The organism is Nonomuraea sp. NPDC049750 (genome assembly GCF_040659625.1).
In the GTDB taxonomy this organism is placed as follows: Bacteria; Actinomycetota; Actinomycetes; order Streptosporangiales; family Streptosporangiaceae; genus Nonomuraea.
Genome location: NZ_JBFANB010000008.1, coordinates 166,623 through 181,358, shown reverse-complemented (window position 1 = coordinate 181,358; position 14,736 = coordinate 166,623). Strand labels below are relative to the sequence as shown.

Here is a 14,736-nt window from a genome sequence, read left to right as displayed (position 1 = left end):
ATAGCTCGCGCCGCTTAATCTTCGCTTGCAGTCGGCGACAAGGAAGCTGCGAGCGCGCAAGAGCACTGTGTGCGCATGCGAGAACGAGAGCTGGAATCGCTGACGGACCGCTTCGAGCTGGCCCGCCGGGGTGAGCCGGGGCTGGTCCTGATCCACGGCCCCGCCGGCATCGGGAAGAGCACCCTGCTGCGCCGGTTCCTGGCCACCCTGGACGACCAGGCGCACGTGATCGCCGCCGACGCCGTGGAGAGCGAGTCGGTCCTGCCGTACGGCGTGCTCACCAGGATCGCCGGTCTGCAGCCCGCGGATCCGTTCGAGGCTGGGGCCCGGCTCCGCGACCGGCTCGACGAGCTGCAGGAGGCGCGGCCGGTGGTGATCGCCGTCGACGACGCGCACTGGGCCGACTCCGTCTCGCTCACCGCGCTCGCGTTCGCCTGGCGACGGCTGCGGCCCGCCCGCGTCCTGGCCGTGCTGACCAGCCCGGACCCCTACCAGCCCGCCTCACTCCAGCCGCTGCTCACCCGCGAGATGTCGGTACGGCTGGCGCTGACCGGCATCGGCGCCCGGCAGGTGCGCGCGCTGACCCACCTGCCCCTGACCGAGCAGGCGGCCGGGCGGCTGTGCGAGCACACGGGCGGTAACCCCCGGCACATCCTGCAGGTCCTGGAGGAGACGGACCTCGATGAGCTGGCCGACCCGCAGGTCCCGCTGCCGGTGCCGGGGCAGCACGCCCGCGACGCCCTGGCCCGGCTGGCCTGGTGCAGCGAGCCCGCCCGGTCGTTGGTCGAGGCGGCGGCGGTCCTGGCCTGCGACATCGCGCCGGGCGGCACCGGCCGGGCGGGGGTCGAGATCTCGCTCACTGGGTCCGGACGCGCGGTGGGCGAGGTTTCGCTCGGTGCGGCCGCCAAGCTGGCGGGCGTCGGGGCGCCGCTCTCGGCGCTGGAGGAGGCGCTGGGGGCCGGGCTGCTCGTGGAGCGGCCGACCGGTGCCGGGATCCTGATCCGCTTCTCGTACCCGCTGCTCAAGGGGGCGGTCTATCAGCACATGGGCCCGACCAAGCGGCTGCGGCTGCACGCCGCGGCGGCGACGCTGACCGAGGACGAGACCACCCGGCTGGAGCACCTGCTGCGAGCCGCCGAACGTCCCGGCCCGGAGCTCGTGCGGGACATCGCGGCGGCCGGGCGGCGCAGGGCCGCGGCGGGCGAGTGGGGGCAGGCGGCGCGGCTGCTCGCGCAGGCGGCCCGGCTGGACCGGGAGCCGGGCGCCGACGCCGTCGAGGCCCTCCTGTTCGACGGCCGCCCGGCCGAGGCCCACGCTCTGGCGGTACGGCTCGGCGCCAACGAGCCGACCACCCGGCCAGGCACCTCTGCGACGGCTTCCTCAGGGACGCCCGCCGAACCCGGCACCGGCCCTGCCCCAGGTGCGGCGTCCCCCTCGACCTTCGGCGTCGGCGCGGCCTCCCCGACGGCCCTCAGGGTCGACACAGCGGACGGTCGTTTCGCGCGAGGGGTACTCGCTCACTACGCCGGCCGTACCGATGAGGCGGTGGCGGCGCTGGCCGAGGCGCGGGAGCGGTGCGCGCGGCCCGCGCTGCTCGCCAGGATCGACGCCTGGAGCTGCCGTCCCGAGCCCGGCGACTATCTGCGGCTGATGCGTCACTCCGGCGGGCTGGGGGGCTCGCCACCGGCCAGGCTGCTCACCGCTGTGATGGGCAGCCTGGCCGACTTCCAGCAGGGGCGCTGGGACGAGGCCGCGGCCTTGGGGCAGCTCGCCGCCGCGGTCGCCGACGAGCTCGGTCCCTGCTGGATGTCGGCGCACGCCCACGCGGTGGCGTCACTCGTGCCCGCGGCCAGAGGCGACTGGCAGCGCGCCGGACAGCACGCCGAGGCGGCCCGGCGGCTGGCCAGGGACGCGACGGCGCCGGTGGCGGTCATCGGCCCCGCGTACGCCGCGGCCCACCTGGCCGCCGCCCGGAACCGGCCGGACGAGGTGATCGCCCTGCTGACACCGCTGCTCGACCTGGTCACCGCGCCCGCGTCCGCCTCACCCGACCGGACCGCGAACGTCTCGCCCAACCGCACCGCGTCCGCCCAGCCCGACGCGACGGCCTATCCCCAGCTTGGTCTGCCCGACGCAACGAACCAGGCCGAGCGCGGGCTGCTGCCGTGGGGCGATCTGCTGTTGGACGCGCTCATCACGGAGGGCGACCTGCGCCGGGCCGGTGACGTACCGGCCGTCTCTCCCGGTGTCCGGGCTCGGTTGCTGGCGGCGGGGCACGAGACCGAGTCGGCCACGACGGCGTTCGAGGTGGCGTGCGCGGAGACCGGGGAGCCGTTCGACCGGGCCAGGACCCTGCTGGCGTACGGCTCGTTCCTGCGCAGGCTCGGCCGCCGGGCTGCGGCGGCCGAACAGCTCAAGGAGGCGCTGCGGGAGCTGGACCGCCTGGAGGCGGTGCCCTACGCGCAACGCTGCGAGATCGAGCTGGCGGCGTGCGGGCAGCAGCACGCGGTCTCCCCCCTCGGCCTGACGCCGCAGCAGGACGCCGTGGCCCAGCTGGTGGCCACCGGGTTGACCAACCGGCAGATCGCCCGCGAGCTGCTGCTGAGCGTCAAGACAGTCGAGTACCACATCAGCCAGGTGTACGCCCGCCTGGGCGTGTCGTCCCGCGTCGCCCTGGCCAACGGCGTCCGCGCCCGCGCGGGCTCGTCAAGCTGAGGGGCCGTCGCACAGCGAGTCCCTTCAGAGCGCCCACAGTGCGGCCGTTCAGAGCGCGCACTGCAGGACGGGGCGGCCGCGCACGCCGGGCTCGGCGGCGAAGAGGGCGCCCGCGGCCGGCTGTTCCACCCGGTCCACGTCGAGGGCCGAGGTGGTGATGAACAGCTGGTCGAGGTTGTCGCCGCCGAAGGCGACCGCGGTGACCTTGCGAACCGGGAGCCGGACGACGGCCTCGAGACGGCCCTCCGGGCTGTAGCGGTGTACGGCGGCGCCGCCCCACAGCGCCACCCACACGCCGCCCTCGGAGTCGACCGTGAGCCCGTCGGGGGCGCCGTCGGCCGGGTCCACGACCGCGAACGGCCGCCGTCCGGTGAGCCCGCTCTCCCGGTCGTAGTCCAGCACGTCGACCCGCCCGGTCGTCGTGTCAGCGTAGTAGGCGAGGTCGCCGGCCGGGCTGAAGTCCAGGCCGTTGGAGATCGTGACCTCCGGCAGCACCACGCGCAGCCCGCCACCGGCCTCGGCCACGTAGAGGGAGCCGCGTCCCGGGGTCTCGTCGTAGGCCATGCTGCCGATGTAGAAGCGGCCGTCGGGGTCGCAGCCGCCGTCGTTCATGCGTACCGACGAATCGCTCCACGCCTCGCCGAGCGAGCGCAGCGGCGCGTCCAGCTCGTCGGAGTCGGCCAGCAGCAGCTCCCGCTCGGCCGCGACCACGTAGCCCGCGCCGGCGGCGCGCGGGCGGATCGTCGCCGCGACCGCGCCGACGTGGCGGCGGCGGACCGAGCCGTCCGGGTCGAGCGCCAGCACGTCGCCGGCCATCATGTCGACGAACCGGAGGCCGCCCCAGCGAGCGGACCACACGGGGCCCTCCCCGTGCTCGGCGACGGGTGCGGTCACGGTGTACGCGGCGATGGTCATGCCGATCTCCTCCAGCTGGGCTCAGACCTCCCCATTGTCGATCACGAACGGCTGACCGCGGGGTAGGTCCACCTCCGGCCCGTCGGCAGGTTCACCACGTCGGGTCCCTCCGCGCGGGCGTCCGCCAGGGACTTGGCCTCAATACCGGTGCCGTTGCGGCGGATCACGCGGGCGAGCAGGTCGTCGTCACTGTGGGCGTCGTGCACGGGTACCAGGACGCGCGCCCCCAGGGCGCTGCTCCCGGCCACGGCCTGCTCGGGCCCCATGACGATCGGCGGCCCGACGAACGCCCGCAACCCGTTGACCGGCAACAGCGCCAGGTCGACCGGCGGATGTTCGGCCCGGTAGCGCTCCAAAAGCGACACGTCGCGGATCTCGCCGCCGAAGAAGACGCGGAGCCCGCCGCCGCTGAGCACGTACGCGTTGTGGCGCCACAGGAGGGTGCGCCCGGCGGGGGTGGCCTCGATCGAAAGCTCCTCGGTGGGGTGGCCGCTCTGCCCCCATTCGAGGTGTTCCACCTGCCGGAAGCCGAGGTCCCGCGCCTGGCGGGCCATCCGGGCGCTGCTCACGAAGACAGGCGTGGCCGCCTTGCGGGGGAACGTCCGCAGCGCGCGCAGGTCCCAATGGTTGGGGTAGGAGTGGCTGGCGATGATGGCGTCCAGCCGGGGCAGCTCGGCCACGGTCATGCCGAGCGGTTCGCCTCGGTGCAGGTGCCAGCGTTCGGTGAAGAACGGGTCGGTGAGTACGGCATGGCCGTTGATCTCGAGGAGTACGCACGAGTTGGCCACGCGCGTGACGGCCAGTGCGGCTTGGTTGCTCATGCGGCCACGATGAAGGTTAATGTGCACATGAAGTCAAGCATGACCATCGGCGAGCTGGCCGCCCGGTTCGAGCTGCCCACGCACGTGCTGCGGCACTGGGAGAGCGCCGGGCTGCTGGATCCGGCCAGGCACGAGAGCGGCCACCGCCGCTACGGCCCGGCCGATCTGCGGCGCGTAGCCATGATCTTGCTGGGCAAGGAGGCCGGCTTGGGCCTGGGCGCATTGCGCGAGGTGCTCGGCTCGCCCGATCCCATGGACCACGCCGACCTGCTCAAGGGGCATCTCGCCGTGCTCGAGCAGCGCATCGCGCAGGCGCAGACGGCGAAGGAGCTGATCGAGCACGCGCTGGCGTGCCCGCTGCGCTTCGACGAATGCCCACACGCCCGCGAGCAGATCGAGGCCCGCATTCCGTGATGAGCGCCGCGTCCTGCCCTAGGAAAGGGCCGCCAGGTCGAGGAGCGGCTTCTCCAGGTCCACGGCGCGCCGCGGGTCCGTCTCACGCAGCTCGCGCAGCAGGGCCCGCGTGACCGCGCCGAGCGCGCGGGCCAGCTCGGCGCGGTCGAGGGCGCGGACGAGCGCTTCGCCGACGGGTTCGGTGATCTCGGCGGGCAGCCGGTCGGCGCCCTTGGCGTAGGCGGCGGGCAGGCCGAGGCGCAGGCAGGCCAGGGCCAGGGTGTGGTCGCGGATGCCGCTGATCCAGTGTTCGGCTTGCCACAGTGCCCCGCGCTCGATCGAGACGCGGGCGTGGAGCACGTGATGCCAGGCCAGGCCGACCAGATGCCCGGGATCGGCCGGTGCCGACCGCCGTTCGGCCGCCGCGCCGAACACCGTGCGGAAGGCCCCCTCACCCACCGGCCCGAACGTGGTCGCGGCCGTGAACCCCAGGTCCACCTCGAGCGAGTCCCCGAGCAGGAAGGCCTGGTACACGGCCGAGCCGCCGCGCAGGTCGAAGTGGTGGATCGCGCCGAGCTCCCGGTAGGCGAAGTCGCTCCAGTCGCCCAGCACCGCCTCCGGCTCGACACCGTCGGCCACGCCGAAGAAGAGGTCGATGTCGGACCAGCGGTCCTCAGCGTCGTGCGCGGCCGAGCCGGTGAGCGCGGCGCCGATGATCCGGTCGTCCACGCGGGCCCGCTCGATCAGCTGGGCCCGCACCTGGTGGCGGCGCTACTGGGTGAACATCACCCGACCCTATCCCGGTGATCAGGGCGAGCAGGTGCCGAGCATCTCATGCAGCGCGGCCTTCTCCGCCTTCGTGATCCGCAGCGCGTAGTGCCGCTTGACGGTGATCCACGATCGGGCGTACGTGCACCAATAGGCGACGACCGGCGGCCGCCAGGTGATCGGCGTGCTGCCGCCCTTGTCGATGTTGGCGGTGGCGCTGACGGTGACCAGTTCGGGGCGGATCAGGTCGTTGGCGAAGGCGTGGCGCTGGGCGTCGGTCCAGGTGTCGGCGCCCGAACGCCAGGCGTTGGCCAGGGGGACGAGGTGGTCGACGTCGATGTTCGCCTCGCTGGTGAGCAGCTTGCCGTCGTAGCGGCTGTACCAGGTGCCGGCCATGACACGGCAGGACGCGTCGCGCCGGACGGCCTGTCCGTCACGGTTCAGGACGATCTCTCGGGTGTCGCACGCGCCCCGCTGCGGGGCCCATTCGGGCATGAAGCGGGTGTGGCTGTAGCCGTGGAGTGTGCCCCTCTCGCCGACGGTCAGGCCGTCGAGCGCCGTACGGGCTTCGGTCACCGAGATCGGGACGGGCATCGTGCGCGCGGTCGCGGCGGCGCCGGCCGGCGGGACGAGCAGGAGAGTCGCGAGGAAGGGGACCACGAACCGCCCTGAGAAGATGGTCATGGATTACCAGTAACAGCCACCTCAAAGGAATGTCACGAGAAGTAATTGAGATGGCACCTAAAGTGACTCCATCAAGTGATTGACGGAGCGGCGGAGGCCGGATTAGTTTCGTTCCATGAGAGACAGTGACCAGGTCACCGTGATCATGAAAGTCGCGACACAGCTCTTCGCCGCACTCGGCTTCGACGGCACCTCCACCAGGCAGATCGCCGACGCGGCGGGCCTGAACATCGCCACCGTCAACTACCACGTCGGCGGCAAGCGGGAGCTCTACCTCGCCGTGATGGAGCGCGCCCACCAGGCCGAGCGCGCCGCCCTGGAGGGGGCGCTGGGCCGCCTGGGCGGCGACGACCCGGTCACCGGGATTCACCGGCTGATCGACGACTACCTGGAGTTCTGCGTGGTCCATCCCGAGGTGCCGGCGCTGTGGATGCACCGCTGGCTCTCCGACGCCAGCGACCTCACCGAGCTCGAACGCCACTACGTCCAGCCGCTGGTGGTGATGGTGACCGACGCCCTGCGTCCCTCGGTGGCGGCCGGGGTGATCGACCGCGCGGTCGACCTGGAGTACGCCATGTGGTCGGTGATCTGGTGCGTGCACGGGTTCGCCAAGGGCGGCGTGCTGGACGAGGAGGGCCACCGCAGGGGCGGGAGCGACACGGTGGCGCTGCGCCGCTTCCGCGCCCACCTGCACCTGACCGTGCACCGCATGCTCGGGCTGCCCGGCGAAACCCCGTGACCACGGCGGCGCCATGATACGAGGAGAGCGTGTGAACCTGCCCGACACCGGGAGGGCCGCCGACGAACTGCTGGCCGAGGTGGCCCGGCTCAAGGAGCACGATCTGCCGGTCAGGGGCAGCCAGGTGACCGCCTATGTCTACGACAGCGGCCGGGACGGCGTTCACGAGGCGGCGGCCCGCGCCTACGCGGAGATGCTGGAGGTCAACTGCCTCGACCCGACGGCGTTCCCCAGCGTGGTGGAGATGGAGAGGCAGGTCGTCGGCGCCGTCGCCGACCTGCTGGGCGGCGGCCACGGCATCTTCACCAGCGGCGGCACCGAGTCGATCATGCTGGCGGTGAAGGCCGCCCGCGACGCGGCCGGGCGCGACCGGCCCAACCTGGTGCTCCCCGTCACCACTCATCCGGCCTTCCACAAGGCGGCGCACTACCTCGGGCTCGAGGTCAGGCCGGTGCCGGTCGATCCGGTCACGTTCAAGGCCGGCGCGCGGGCCGTGGCGGCGGCGATGGACGACGACACCGTCCTGGTCGTCGCCTCGGCGCCGTCGTACCCCCAGGGCGTGATCGACCCGGTCGAGGAGATCGCGGCCGTGGCCGCCGCCGCGGGAGTCGGCTGCCATGTGGACGCGTGCGTGGGCGGGTGGCTGCTGCCGTGGCTGCGGGCGGCCGGCGCGGCGATCCCGCCATTCGACCTGTCGGTGCCGGGGGTCACCTCGCTCTCCTGTGACCTGCACAAGTTCGGGTACGCCCCGAAGGGCGCCTCGGTCGTGCTGTTCGCCGACCCGGCGACGCGCCGAAAGGCGTACTTCGCCTCGGCCGCCTGGCCCGGCTACACCGTCATCAACGCCACCGTGCAGAGCTCCAGGTCGGCGGGGTCGCTCGGCGGGGCGTGGGCCACTCTCCAGGCTCTGGGCCGCGACGGTTACCTGGCCCTGGGCCGGACCACGCTGGAGGCGACGGCCAGATTACGCGCGGGCATCGCGGCGATCCCGGGGCTGCGGGTGCTGGGCGATCCGGAGAGCTCGCTGGTGGCGTTCACCTCGGCGGAGCTCGACGTGTTCGTCCTGGCCGACGAGGCGCGGCGGCGCGGCTGGTACCTCCAGCCGCAGCTGTCGTACGCGGGCATCCCGGCCAACCTGCACATCACGGTCACCGGGGTGACGCTCTCGGGGATCGAGGCGCTGCTGAAGGTCATCGGCGAGGCGGCGGCGGCCGCCCGGACGCGCGGTCCGGCCGTACTCCCCGACGGGCTGATCGACCTGGTCGTGGACCTCGACCTGGAGGCACTGGACGACGCGGCCTTCGCCGAGCTGGCCGCGGCGGTCGGGGTGGACCTGCGGCCCGGCGCGGGACAGCCGGAGATGGCGCTGGTCAACGCGGTCCTGGACGCGCTGCCCGCGCCCCGGCGGGAGGCGGTGCTGGTGCGCTTCCTGTCAGTGATCTACAGCTGACAAGCCGGTGATCCGCGGCTCGCCTGCCGGTGATCTACCGCTGACGAGCACGGCGATCTACAACTAACGTTGCACTCCCCCGCATTCGGAAGGCGGACCTCGGCGGTCATTCCAAGGAAGGACACGGAACGTCCTCCGGAAGGATGTCCCGCGCCGGGTCACGCGGGACCGTGGAAACATGATTCGACTAGCCCGTATCGCCGCCTCGTGCGCCGTGGTCGCCCTGCTCGCCTCATGCGGGACGGCCACCACGGCCACCCCGGCGGCCCACCCGAGCCACGCCGGGGGACATGGGGCCAAGGTCGCGCCGGTGACCGCCCCCTTACGCGACGGCGAGCGGTTCGAGTCCTTGACGATGGCGGAGCCCTACACGCCGCACGCCCCCAACGGCGGCACGGACGACTACCGGTGTTTCGTCATCGACCCCAAGCTGACGAAGCAGGCGTTCCTGACCGGAGCCCAGTTCCAGCCGCAGAACGCCGACATCGTGCACCACGCGATCTTCTTCCGGGTCGACCCCCGGCAGGCGGCCAAGGCGAAGACGCTCGACGACAGCACCCCCGGTCAGGGCTGGACGTGCTTCGGTGACGCCGGCGTGGACGACGCCTCCTGGGTGGCGCACTGGGCGCCGGGGACCAACGAGACGCTGCTCGACTCGCGCTATGGCTACGCGTTGCCGCCGGGCAGCAAGCTCATCATGCAGATCCACTACAACACGCTGAACGTGGAAGGCACCCCCGGATCCGACAAGTCGGGCATCCGGCTGCGGCTCACCGACAAGACCCTGGAGCCGTTGGAGACCGCGCTGCTCCCGGGGCCGGTGGAGCTGCCGTGCACGCCGCAGGAGTCCGGCGCGCTGTGCGACCGGGCCGCCGCCGTCAAGGACGTGGCGCGCAGGTTCGGGCCGGGGTCCGAGGAGCAGGCCGACCAGCTGGCCAAGATGTGCGGGCCGCTCAAGCCGGGGCCGACGCAGCACTGCGACCGGCCCGTCCCGGGGCCCATCACGCTGCACGCGATGGCCGGGCACATGCACCTGCTCGGGCGCTCCATCAAGGTCGAGCTCAACCCCGGCACGCCCAAGGCGCAGACGCTGCTGAACGTCCCGAACTACGACTTCGACGACCAGGCGCTCCGCGTGCTGGCCAAGCCGGTCACCCTCAAGAAGGGCGACATGCTACGGGTGACCTGCACGCATGACGCCGGGCTGCGCGCGCGACTGCCGCAGCTGCGCAAGCTGCAGCCGCGCTACGTGGTCTGGGGCGAGGGAACCAGCGACGAGATGTGCCTGGGCCTCGCCATCTGGTCGAAAGCCGCATAAAGGGGGTAGGGCGCACGCACACCGCCAGGCCGGTGTGCGTGCGCCCGTGGTCGGGTCAAGCCGAGCATGACGTGATCCGGGCCGGGGGGCCGCCGCCCGCGGTCGGGGTCGATGTCAGCCCAGCGTGACCCGGTCCAGGTTGGGGCCGCCGCCCTCGGTCGTGGCCGTGAGGCGGATCGTGTTGGCCCCCGCCTGGAGGTCTACCGTGACCGTGCCGTCGGCCCAGGTGTCCCAGTTCGTGGTGGCGGGGAAGGACCGGGTGGTCACCGCCGTGCCGTTCACCGCGACCTCCATCGGCCGGTCCACCGCCGTCCCGTTGGCGTACCGGATCGTCAGGGGCGTGGTGCCCGCGGCGGTGGCGTTAACGGCGAACTCGACGTAGGAGCCCACGAGGTTGTCGTAGTTGACGAAGCCGGTCCCGGTGAAGCCGGTGTGGTTGGACTCCGCCACGCCCTGCGAGATCGTCGCGCTCTCCGCCTGATATTCGGTGCCGGGCTGGGTGGCCGCCGACACGTCGATGTAGTCCGCGTTCGGGCCGCCGTTCGCGGTGGTGGCCGTCGCGCGGATGGTGTTGGCCCCGGCGGTCAGCGGCAGTGTGAACGTGGCCGTCGCCCAGGTGTCCCAGTCGCCGGTACTGGGGAAGTCGCGGGTCAGCGTGGTGCCGTTGGCGGTGATGGTCATCGGGCGGTTGACCGTGGTGCCGTTGGCGTACCTGAGGGTGACGTTGGCGTTGCCGGCCGCGGTGGCGTTGACGGTGTACTCGACGTACGAGCCGACGACGTTGTCGTAGTTGACGAAGCCGGTGCCCGAGTAGCCCGCGTGGTTGGACTCGACGACGCCCTGCGAGATCGTCGCGTTCTCCGCCTCGTAGTGCGGGGTCACAGTGGTGGGCCGGGCGCGGATGAGGCGGGTCTCGCCGGGGCGCAGGGTGGCGCTGTAGGAGGAGGCGACGGTGCCTTCCGAGGCGCCGGACCACAGGTTCGTGACCTCGGCGGGCCCGGTGAAGCCCACTTGCGACCAGGTGACGCTGACGGTGGAGTTGCCGGAGGTTCCGGTGTTGTAGAGCGCCACGATGTAGTCGCCGTTCGACTCCCGTTTACGCCACACCTGGTTGACACCACTGTTCACAACCCGACTGGCGGCGACGCCGTCCTGGTCGACGGCGATGAGCCGGTCGTTGGTCAGCATGGCCAGGTCGGTCGAGGTGAGCGCGGTCAGGTCGGTGCCGAGCAGCAGCGGGCTGGAGATCATGGCCCAGTGCGTCATGTGCGTACGCCGCTGGTCGGCGGTGAGACCGACCTGGTCGCCGTTGCCGACCTCCAGGGAGTCGTAGTCGTTCCAGCCGCCGGGACCGGCGTACTGCTGCCAGCTGGCGGCCGAGGTGAACCGGCTGGAGACGTGCGACCAGTCGGTGAGGGGGAACCCGCTCCCGTTCGCGCCGGGACCGCAGTAGCACTCGACGTCGCCCTGGGTGCGCCAGCTGTTGGCCAGCCGCTTCCACGTGGTGGCCTGGGCGATGGGCAGGTTGTTGGACAACGCGAAGTTGATCGGCCGGCCGGTCTGGCGCAGCGCCTTGTCCCAGGCTTCGACGTCGGCGACCGTCGTCGCGTCCACGCCGTCGATCTTCAGGTAGTCGACGCCCCACGAGGCCATCTGATTCGCCCACGAATTGATGAACAGCTGCGCGCCGGGGTGGGAGTAGTTCAGCCGGTACATGTTCTTGCAGTTGTAGTTCTTGTGCGTCTGGGAGGTGTCGGCGATGTCCTGCGCGTGGTACGAGGTGCCTTCGACGGGCTTGTTGGCGGTGACGGCGTTCTTGGCGATGCCGGGCGTGACGTAGAAGCCGAACTTCAGCCCCTTGGCGTGCACGTAGTCGGCCAGCGCCTTGATCCCGCCGGGGAACTTGGCGGTGTCGACGGCCCACCGCCCGAAGCCGTCGACCTGGAAGCCGTTGGAGTCGCACTTCTGGTAGAAGTCGTCGAGGTTGACGTAGACGTAGCCGTGCGCGGCCAGGCTGCTGCTGACCAGCGCGTCGGCCTGGGCCTTCATCTTGGTCTCATCGGGCCAGCGCCGCACGAAGCTCCAGCTGCTCCACCCCATGGCGGGCCTGATCGACAGGCCGTTGTCGGACGCGGCCGCGGGCTGAAGGCCTGCGAACAGGCCCGCTAAGAGCACCGCCATCGCCGTGACTATCCCTCTCCCTCTCACGGGATTCTCTCCTTTGCTCGTACGGCCGGCCCGGTGAGCGCCAAGCGCCGTACGGGGCCGGGGACTGTCCAGGGGAACGCTCCTCCGGTGGAGCCGGCGCGCCGCCGCTACGTGCGCCTTCTGGGCCATGGCTGCCGTTGGTGCCGGCCGCCGTGCGAAGCGTCCACGCCCGCACGGCGGCCGGGGCTCAACCGATCGTGACGCGATCGAGGTTCGGACCGCCGCCGGCCGTGGTGGCGGTGGCGCGGATGGTGTTGGCGCCCGCGTTCAGCGGGACGGTGATCGACTTGGTCGTCCAGGTGTCCCAGTTCGCCGTCGGGTCGAAGGCGAGCTCGTCGGAGACGAGGGTGCCGTTGACCGTGACGTCCATCGGCCGGTTGGCCGCGGTGCCGTTGGCGAACCTCAGCGTCAGCGTGGCGTTCCCGGCCGACTCGGCGTTCGCCGTGAACTCGACGTAGGAGCCGACGAGGTTGTCGTAGTTGACGAAGCCGGTCCCGGTGAAGCCGGTGTGGTTGGACTCCGCGATGCCCTGGGAGATCGTGGCGTCCTCGGCCTGGTAGTCGGTGGTGGTTCCGCCGCCGCCCGGTGTCACGTCCACGTCGATGTAGTCGATGTTCGGGTTGCCGTTGGCCGTGGTCGCGGTGGCCCGGATCGTGTTGGCCCCGGCGTTGACCGGGACCGTGAAGGTGTCGGTGGCCCAGGTGTCCCAGGTGCCGGTGCTCGCGTAATCACGGGTGGCGAACACCGTCGTGCCGTTGACCGCTATCGCCGACGGCCGGTTGGTCGTCGTGCCGTTGGCGTACCGGAACTTGATCGTCGCCGTGCCCGCGGCGGCGGCGGTGATGGACCACTGCAGATAGGACCCGGCGGCGTTGTCGCCGTTGACGTAGCCCGTGCCGCTGTAACCGGTGTGGGAGTTCTCGAAGATGCCCTGCGAGATCGTCGCGTCCTCCGCCTCATAGCGGCCCGGCGGAGGTGTCGTGCCGCCGCCGGCCGCGTACTGGCCGCCGACCCACGCCTCGTCCACCCGCCAGCGGGAGACGCCGTGGTGGCCGGTCTTGGTGAGCCTGACGTAGCGGGCGGTGGTGGCGGTCAGGTCGATGAACTGCACGCCGCGCGCGTTCGGCACGGTGCCGGTCTTGACCGCGCTCCCCCAGCTCGACCCGTCGTTGCTGACGTACACCTGGTAGCCGGAGACGCGGGCCGACCCGGACGACGGATAGACCGTCGAGTCCTCCCGCTGGTTGAACGCCAGGTACTGGATCCGCTTGGCCGAACCCAGGTCGAAGGTCAGCGACGCGGGCTCGGCGGCGTTGCTGTCCCAGTAGGTGAGGTAGTCGCCGTCACCCGCCGCCGAGGCGCCGTGACCGCTGGTGGAGGAGCTCGCCGACAGCGAGACGCCGCTGTAGATGCCCTCGCGGCCGCTGGAGATCACCTTGAAGACCGTGTCGTACTGGTCCCAGGAGGAGATGCCGCTCAGCGTCAGCGTCCCGTTGGCCTGCGTGAACGTCACCGGCGAGCCGGTGCGCAGGTTCGTCACCGAGCTGATCCGGTAGCCGTTGTCACGCACCGACAGCGTGCTGCCGGACGGCGGCGTGACGACGTGGATGTAGTGCCGGTTGGGATCGGTCTTGGAGATCGTCGTCACGCCGTGGGCGCCGTTGTTCCAGAAGCCCGGTTTGAGGCCGCCGAACATGTAACCGCCGCCCTCGGTGCCGCCGAGCGACTCCCAGATCTCCTCCAGATAGGTGTTGGCGAAGTTGTTGAAGCTCACCTGCTGGGCGGGGAACTTGCCGTTGACCATCGCGGTCTCGGCCATCAGCGCCTTCACCGACGATCCGGCGTTGGTGATGAGCCGGCCCAGCGTGAGCTTGCGGTCGACCGCCTCGTCCGACCCGCCGTACCACCAGGGGCCGCCGGTCGGCAGCTTGAAGTCGGCCTCGATCAGCCTCGGCAGCGCCGTGTAGACCGCCTGCGGGTAGTCGTAGGAGGGCGACATGCCGGTCTTCTGCTCGTTGCTGATCATGTCCATGATCGGCGTGTCTTCGTTGTTGTTCGAGATCGTCATGTCCGGGCGCTGCTGGTAGATCTTGGCGTAGAGGTTGTTGCTCTCCCAGTAGGCGTTGTCGTTGTCGATCCAGAACCCGGCCAGCTTCGGATAGCGCTGCATCTGCTCGAAGAACTGCAGGTAGCTGAACTCCCCGAATCCGTCACGGGTGGTCAGGTCCACGTTGTGGCCCACGTAGCTGGAGAAGGCCGAGGAGTTGAGCCAGTCGCCGGAGCTGAGCCCCTCGTTGTGCCACTGCGGGTCGTCGGTCATGTAGTTGATGACCTTCAGCCCCTGCGCGTCGGCGGCGTCGATCAGCTCGCCCAGGAAGTCCCGCGTGGTGCGGCACGAGCCGGGGATCGACGACGGGTAGGGCCGGGCGTAGCCGAGCCTGCTGTGGAAGGTGGCCAGGACGATGTACTGGGCGTGCAGCTTCTTGGCCTCGTTGACCCAGTAGGAGGCGCTCCAGCCGCCGTTGGTCACGTCGGCCTCCCAGCCGCTGCAGCTGGTGTGCTGCGGCGAGGTGCGCTCGCCCCAGTGCAGGAAGAGGCCGGCGATCGAGTTGCGCAGGAACGCCTGGCGCGGGTGTTGCAGATCGGCCCGGGCGGGCAGTGCGGTGAGCAGGCCGAGCAGGAGGGCGAGTACGGCGAGGACCGCCGTACGCGACACACGGGACAT

11 protein-coding genes are annotated in these 14,736 nt (G+C 71.3%); 5 read left to right on the top strand and 6 right to left on the bottom strand.

The features are described 5' to 3' along the window. Positions 1 to 75: 75 nt before the first annotated feature. Positions 76 to 2,715 (top strand): AAA family ATPase, encoded by a 2,640-nt coding sequence (locus AB0J16_RS22895; RefSeq protein ID WP_358542656.1) that lies wholly within the window; start codon positions 76 to 78, stop codon positions 2,713 to 2,715. Between the two features lie 48 nt (positions 2,716 to 2,763). On the opposite strand, the gene AB0J16_RS22890 is transcribed toward AB0J16_RS22895, so the two are convergent. Further along, positions 2,764 to 3,630 (bottom strand): SMP-30/gluconolactonase/LRE family protein, encoded by an 867-nt coding sequence (locus AB0J16_RS22890; RefSeq protein WP_358542654.1) that lies wholly within the window; start codon positions 3,628 to 3,630, stop codon positions 2,764 to 2,766. Positions 3,631 to 3,671: 41 nt separating this feature from the next. After that, positions 3,672 to 4,451 (bottom strand): MBL fold metallo-hydrolase, encoded by a 780-nt coding sequence (locus AB0J16_RS22885; RefSeq protein ID WP_358542652.1) that lies wholly within the window; start codon positions 4,449 to 4,451, stop codon positions 3,672 to 3,674. Between the two features lie 39 nt (positions 4,452 to 4,490). Here AB0J16_RS22885 and AB0J16_RS22880 point away from each other — a divergent pair, with 39 nt between their 5' ends. Continuing rightward, a complete protein-coding gene (locus tag AB0J16_RS22880) occupies positions 4,491 to 4,865 on the top strand; it encodes a MerR family transcriptional regulator (RefSeq protein WP_358542650.1) in 375 nt (124 codons plus the stop codon). A gap of 18 nt (positions 4,866 to 4,883) precedes the next feature. Here the strand turns inward: AB0J16_RS22880 and AB0J16_RS22875 are convergent, their stop codons facing one another. Then, the gene (locus AB0J16_RS22875; RefSeq protein WP_358542648.1) at positions 4,884 to 5,603 is read right to left on the bottom strand and encodes a hypothetical protein; all 720 of its coding nucleotides are present in this window, start codon (positions 5,601 to 5,603) and stop codon (positions 4,884 to 4,886) included. Positions 5,604 to 5,651: 48 nt separating this feature from the next. Beyond that, positions 5,652 to 6,296 (bottom strand): HNH endonuclease family protein, encoded by a 645-nt coding sequence (locus AB0J16_RS22870; RefSeq protein ID WP_358542646.1) that lies wholly within the window; start codon positions 6,294 to 6,296, stop codon positions 5,652 to 5,654. A 115-nt stretch (positions 6,297 to 6,411) separates the two neighbouring features. On the opposite strand from AB0J16_RS22870, the gene AB0J16_RS22865 reads away from it, so the two are divergent. The 3 genes from AB0J16_RS22865 to AB0J16_RS22855 all read left to right on the top strand — a co-directional run bounded on the left by AB0J16_RS22865 (position 6,412) and on the right by AB0J16_RS22855 (position 9,803). After that, positions 6,412 to 7,035 (top strand): TetR/AcrR family transcriptional regulator, encoded by a 624-nt coding sequence (locus AB0J16_RS22865; protein ID WP_358542644.1) that lies wholly within the window; start codon positions 6,412 to 6,414, stop codon positions 7,033 to 7,035. A gap of 31 nt (positions 7,036 to 7,066) precedes the next feature. Then, on the top strand, positions 7,067 to 8,485 hold the full coding sequence (locus AB0J16_RS22860; RefSeq protein ID WP_358542642.1) for an aspartate aminotransferase family protein: 1,419 nt from the start codon (positions 7,067 to 7,069) through the stop codon (positions 8,483 to 8,485). Between the two features lie 178 nt (positions 8,486 to 8,663). Continuing rightward, positions 8,664 to 9,803, top strand: a complete 1,140-nt coding sequence (locus tag AB0J16_RS22855) for a monooxygenase (RefSeq protein ID WP_358542639.1) — start codon at positions 8,664 to 8,666, stop codon at positions 9,801 to 9,803. A 114-nt stretch (positions 9,804 to 9,917) separates the two neighbouring features. Here AB0J16_RS22855 and AB0J16_RS22850 read toward each other — a convergent pair whose 3' ends face one another. Next, complete coding sequence (locus AB0J16_RS22850) at positions 9,918 to 11,984, bottom strand: CBM35 domain-containing protein (protein ID WP_358542637.1); 2,067 nt, start codon at positions 11,982 to 11,984, stop codon at positions 9,918 to 9,920. 214 nt (positions 11,985 to 12,198) lie between these two features. Continuing rightward, on the bottom strand, positions 12,199 to 14,736 hold the full coding sequence (locus AB0J16_RS22845) for a carbohydrate-binding protein (RefSeq protein ID WP_358542635.1): 2,538 nt from the start codon (positions 14,734 to 14,736) through the stop codon (positions 12,199 to 12,201).

Coding starts and splice junctions, on each gene's coding strand:
- AB0J16_RS22865 (WP_358542644.1), top strand. CDS start 6,412: ATGAGAGACAGTGACCAGGTCACCGTGATCATGAAAGTCGCGACACAG.
- AB0J16_RS22855 (WP_358542639.1), top strand. CDS start 8,664: ATGATTCGACTAGCCCGTATCGCCGCCTCGTGCGCCGTGGTCGCCCTG.
- AB0J16_RS22880 (WP_358542650.1), top strand. CDS start 4,491: ATGACCATCGGCGAGCTGGCCGCCCGGTTCGAGCTGCCCACGCACGTG.
- AB0J16_RS22870 (WP_358542646.1), bottom strand. CDS start 6,296: ATGACCATCTTCTCAGGGCGGTTCGTGGTCCCCTTCCTCGCGACTCTC.
- AB0J16_RS22885 (WP_358542652.1), bottom strand. CDS start 4,451: ATGAGCAACCAAGCCGCACTGGCCGTCACGCGCGTGGCCAACTCGTGC.
- AB0J16_RS22850 (WP_358542637.1), bottom strand. CDS start 11,984: ATGGCGGTGCTCTTAGCGGGCCTGTTCGCAGGCCTTCAGCCCGCGGCC.
- AB0J16_RS22895 (WP_358542656.1), top strand. CDS start 76: ATGCGAGAACGAGAGCTGGAATCGCTGACGGACCGCTTCGAGCTGGCC.
- AB0J16_RS22890 (WP_358542654.1), bottom strand. CDS start 3,630: ATGACCATCGCCGCGTACACCGTGACCGCACCCGTCGCCGAGCACGGG.
- AB0J16_RS22845 (WP_358542635.1), bottom strand. CDS start 14,736: ATGTCCCGTGTGTCGCGTACGGCGGTCCTCGCCGTACTCGCCCTCCTG.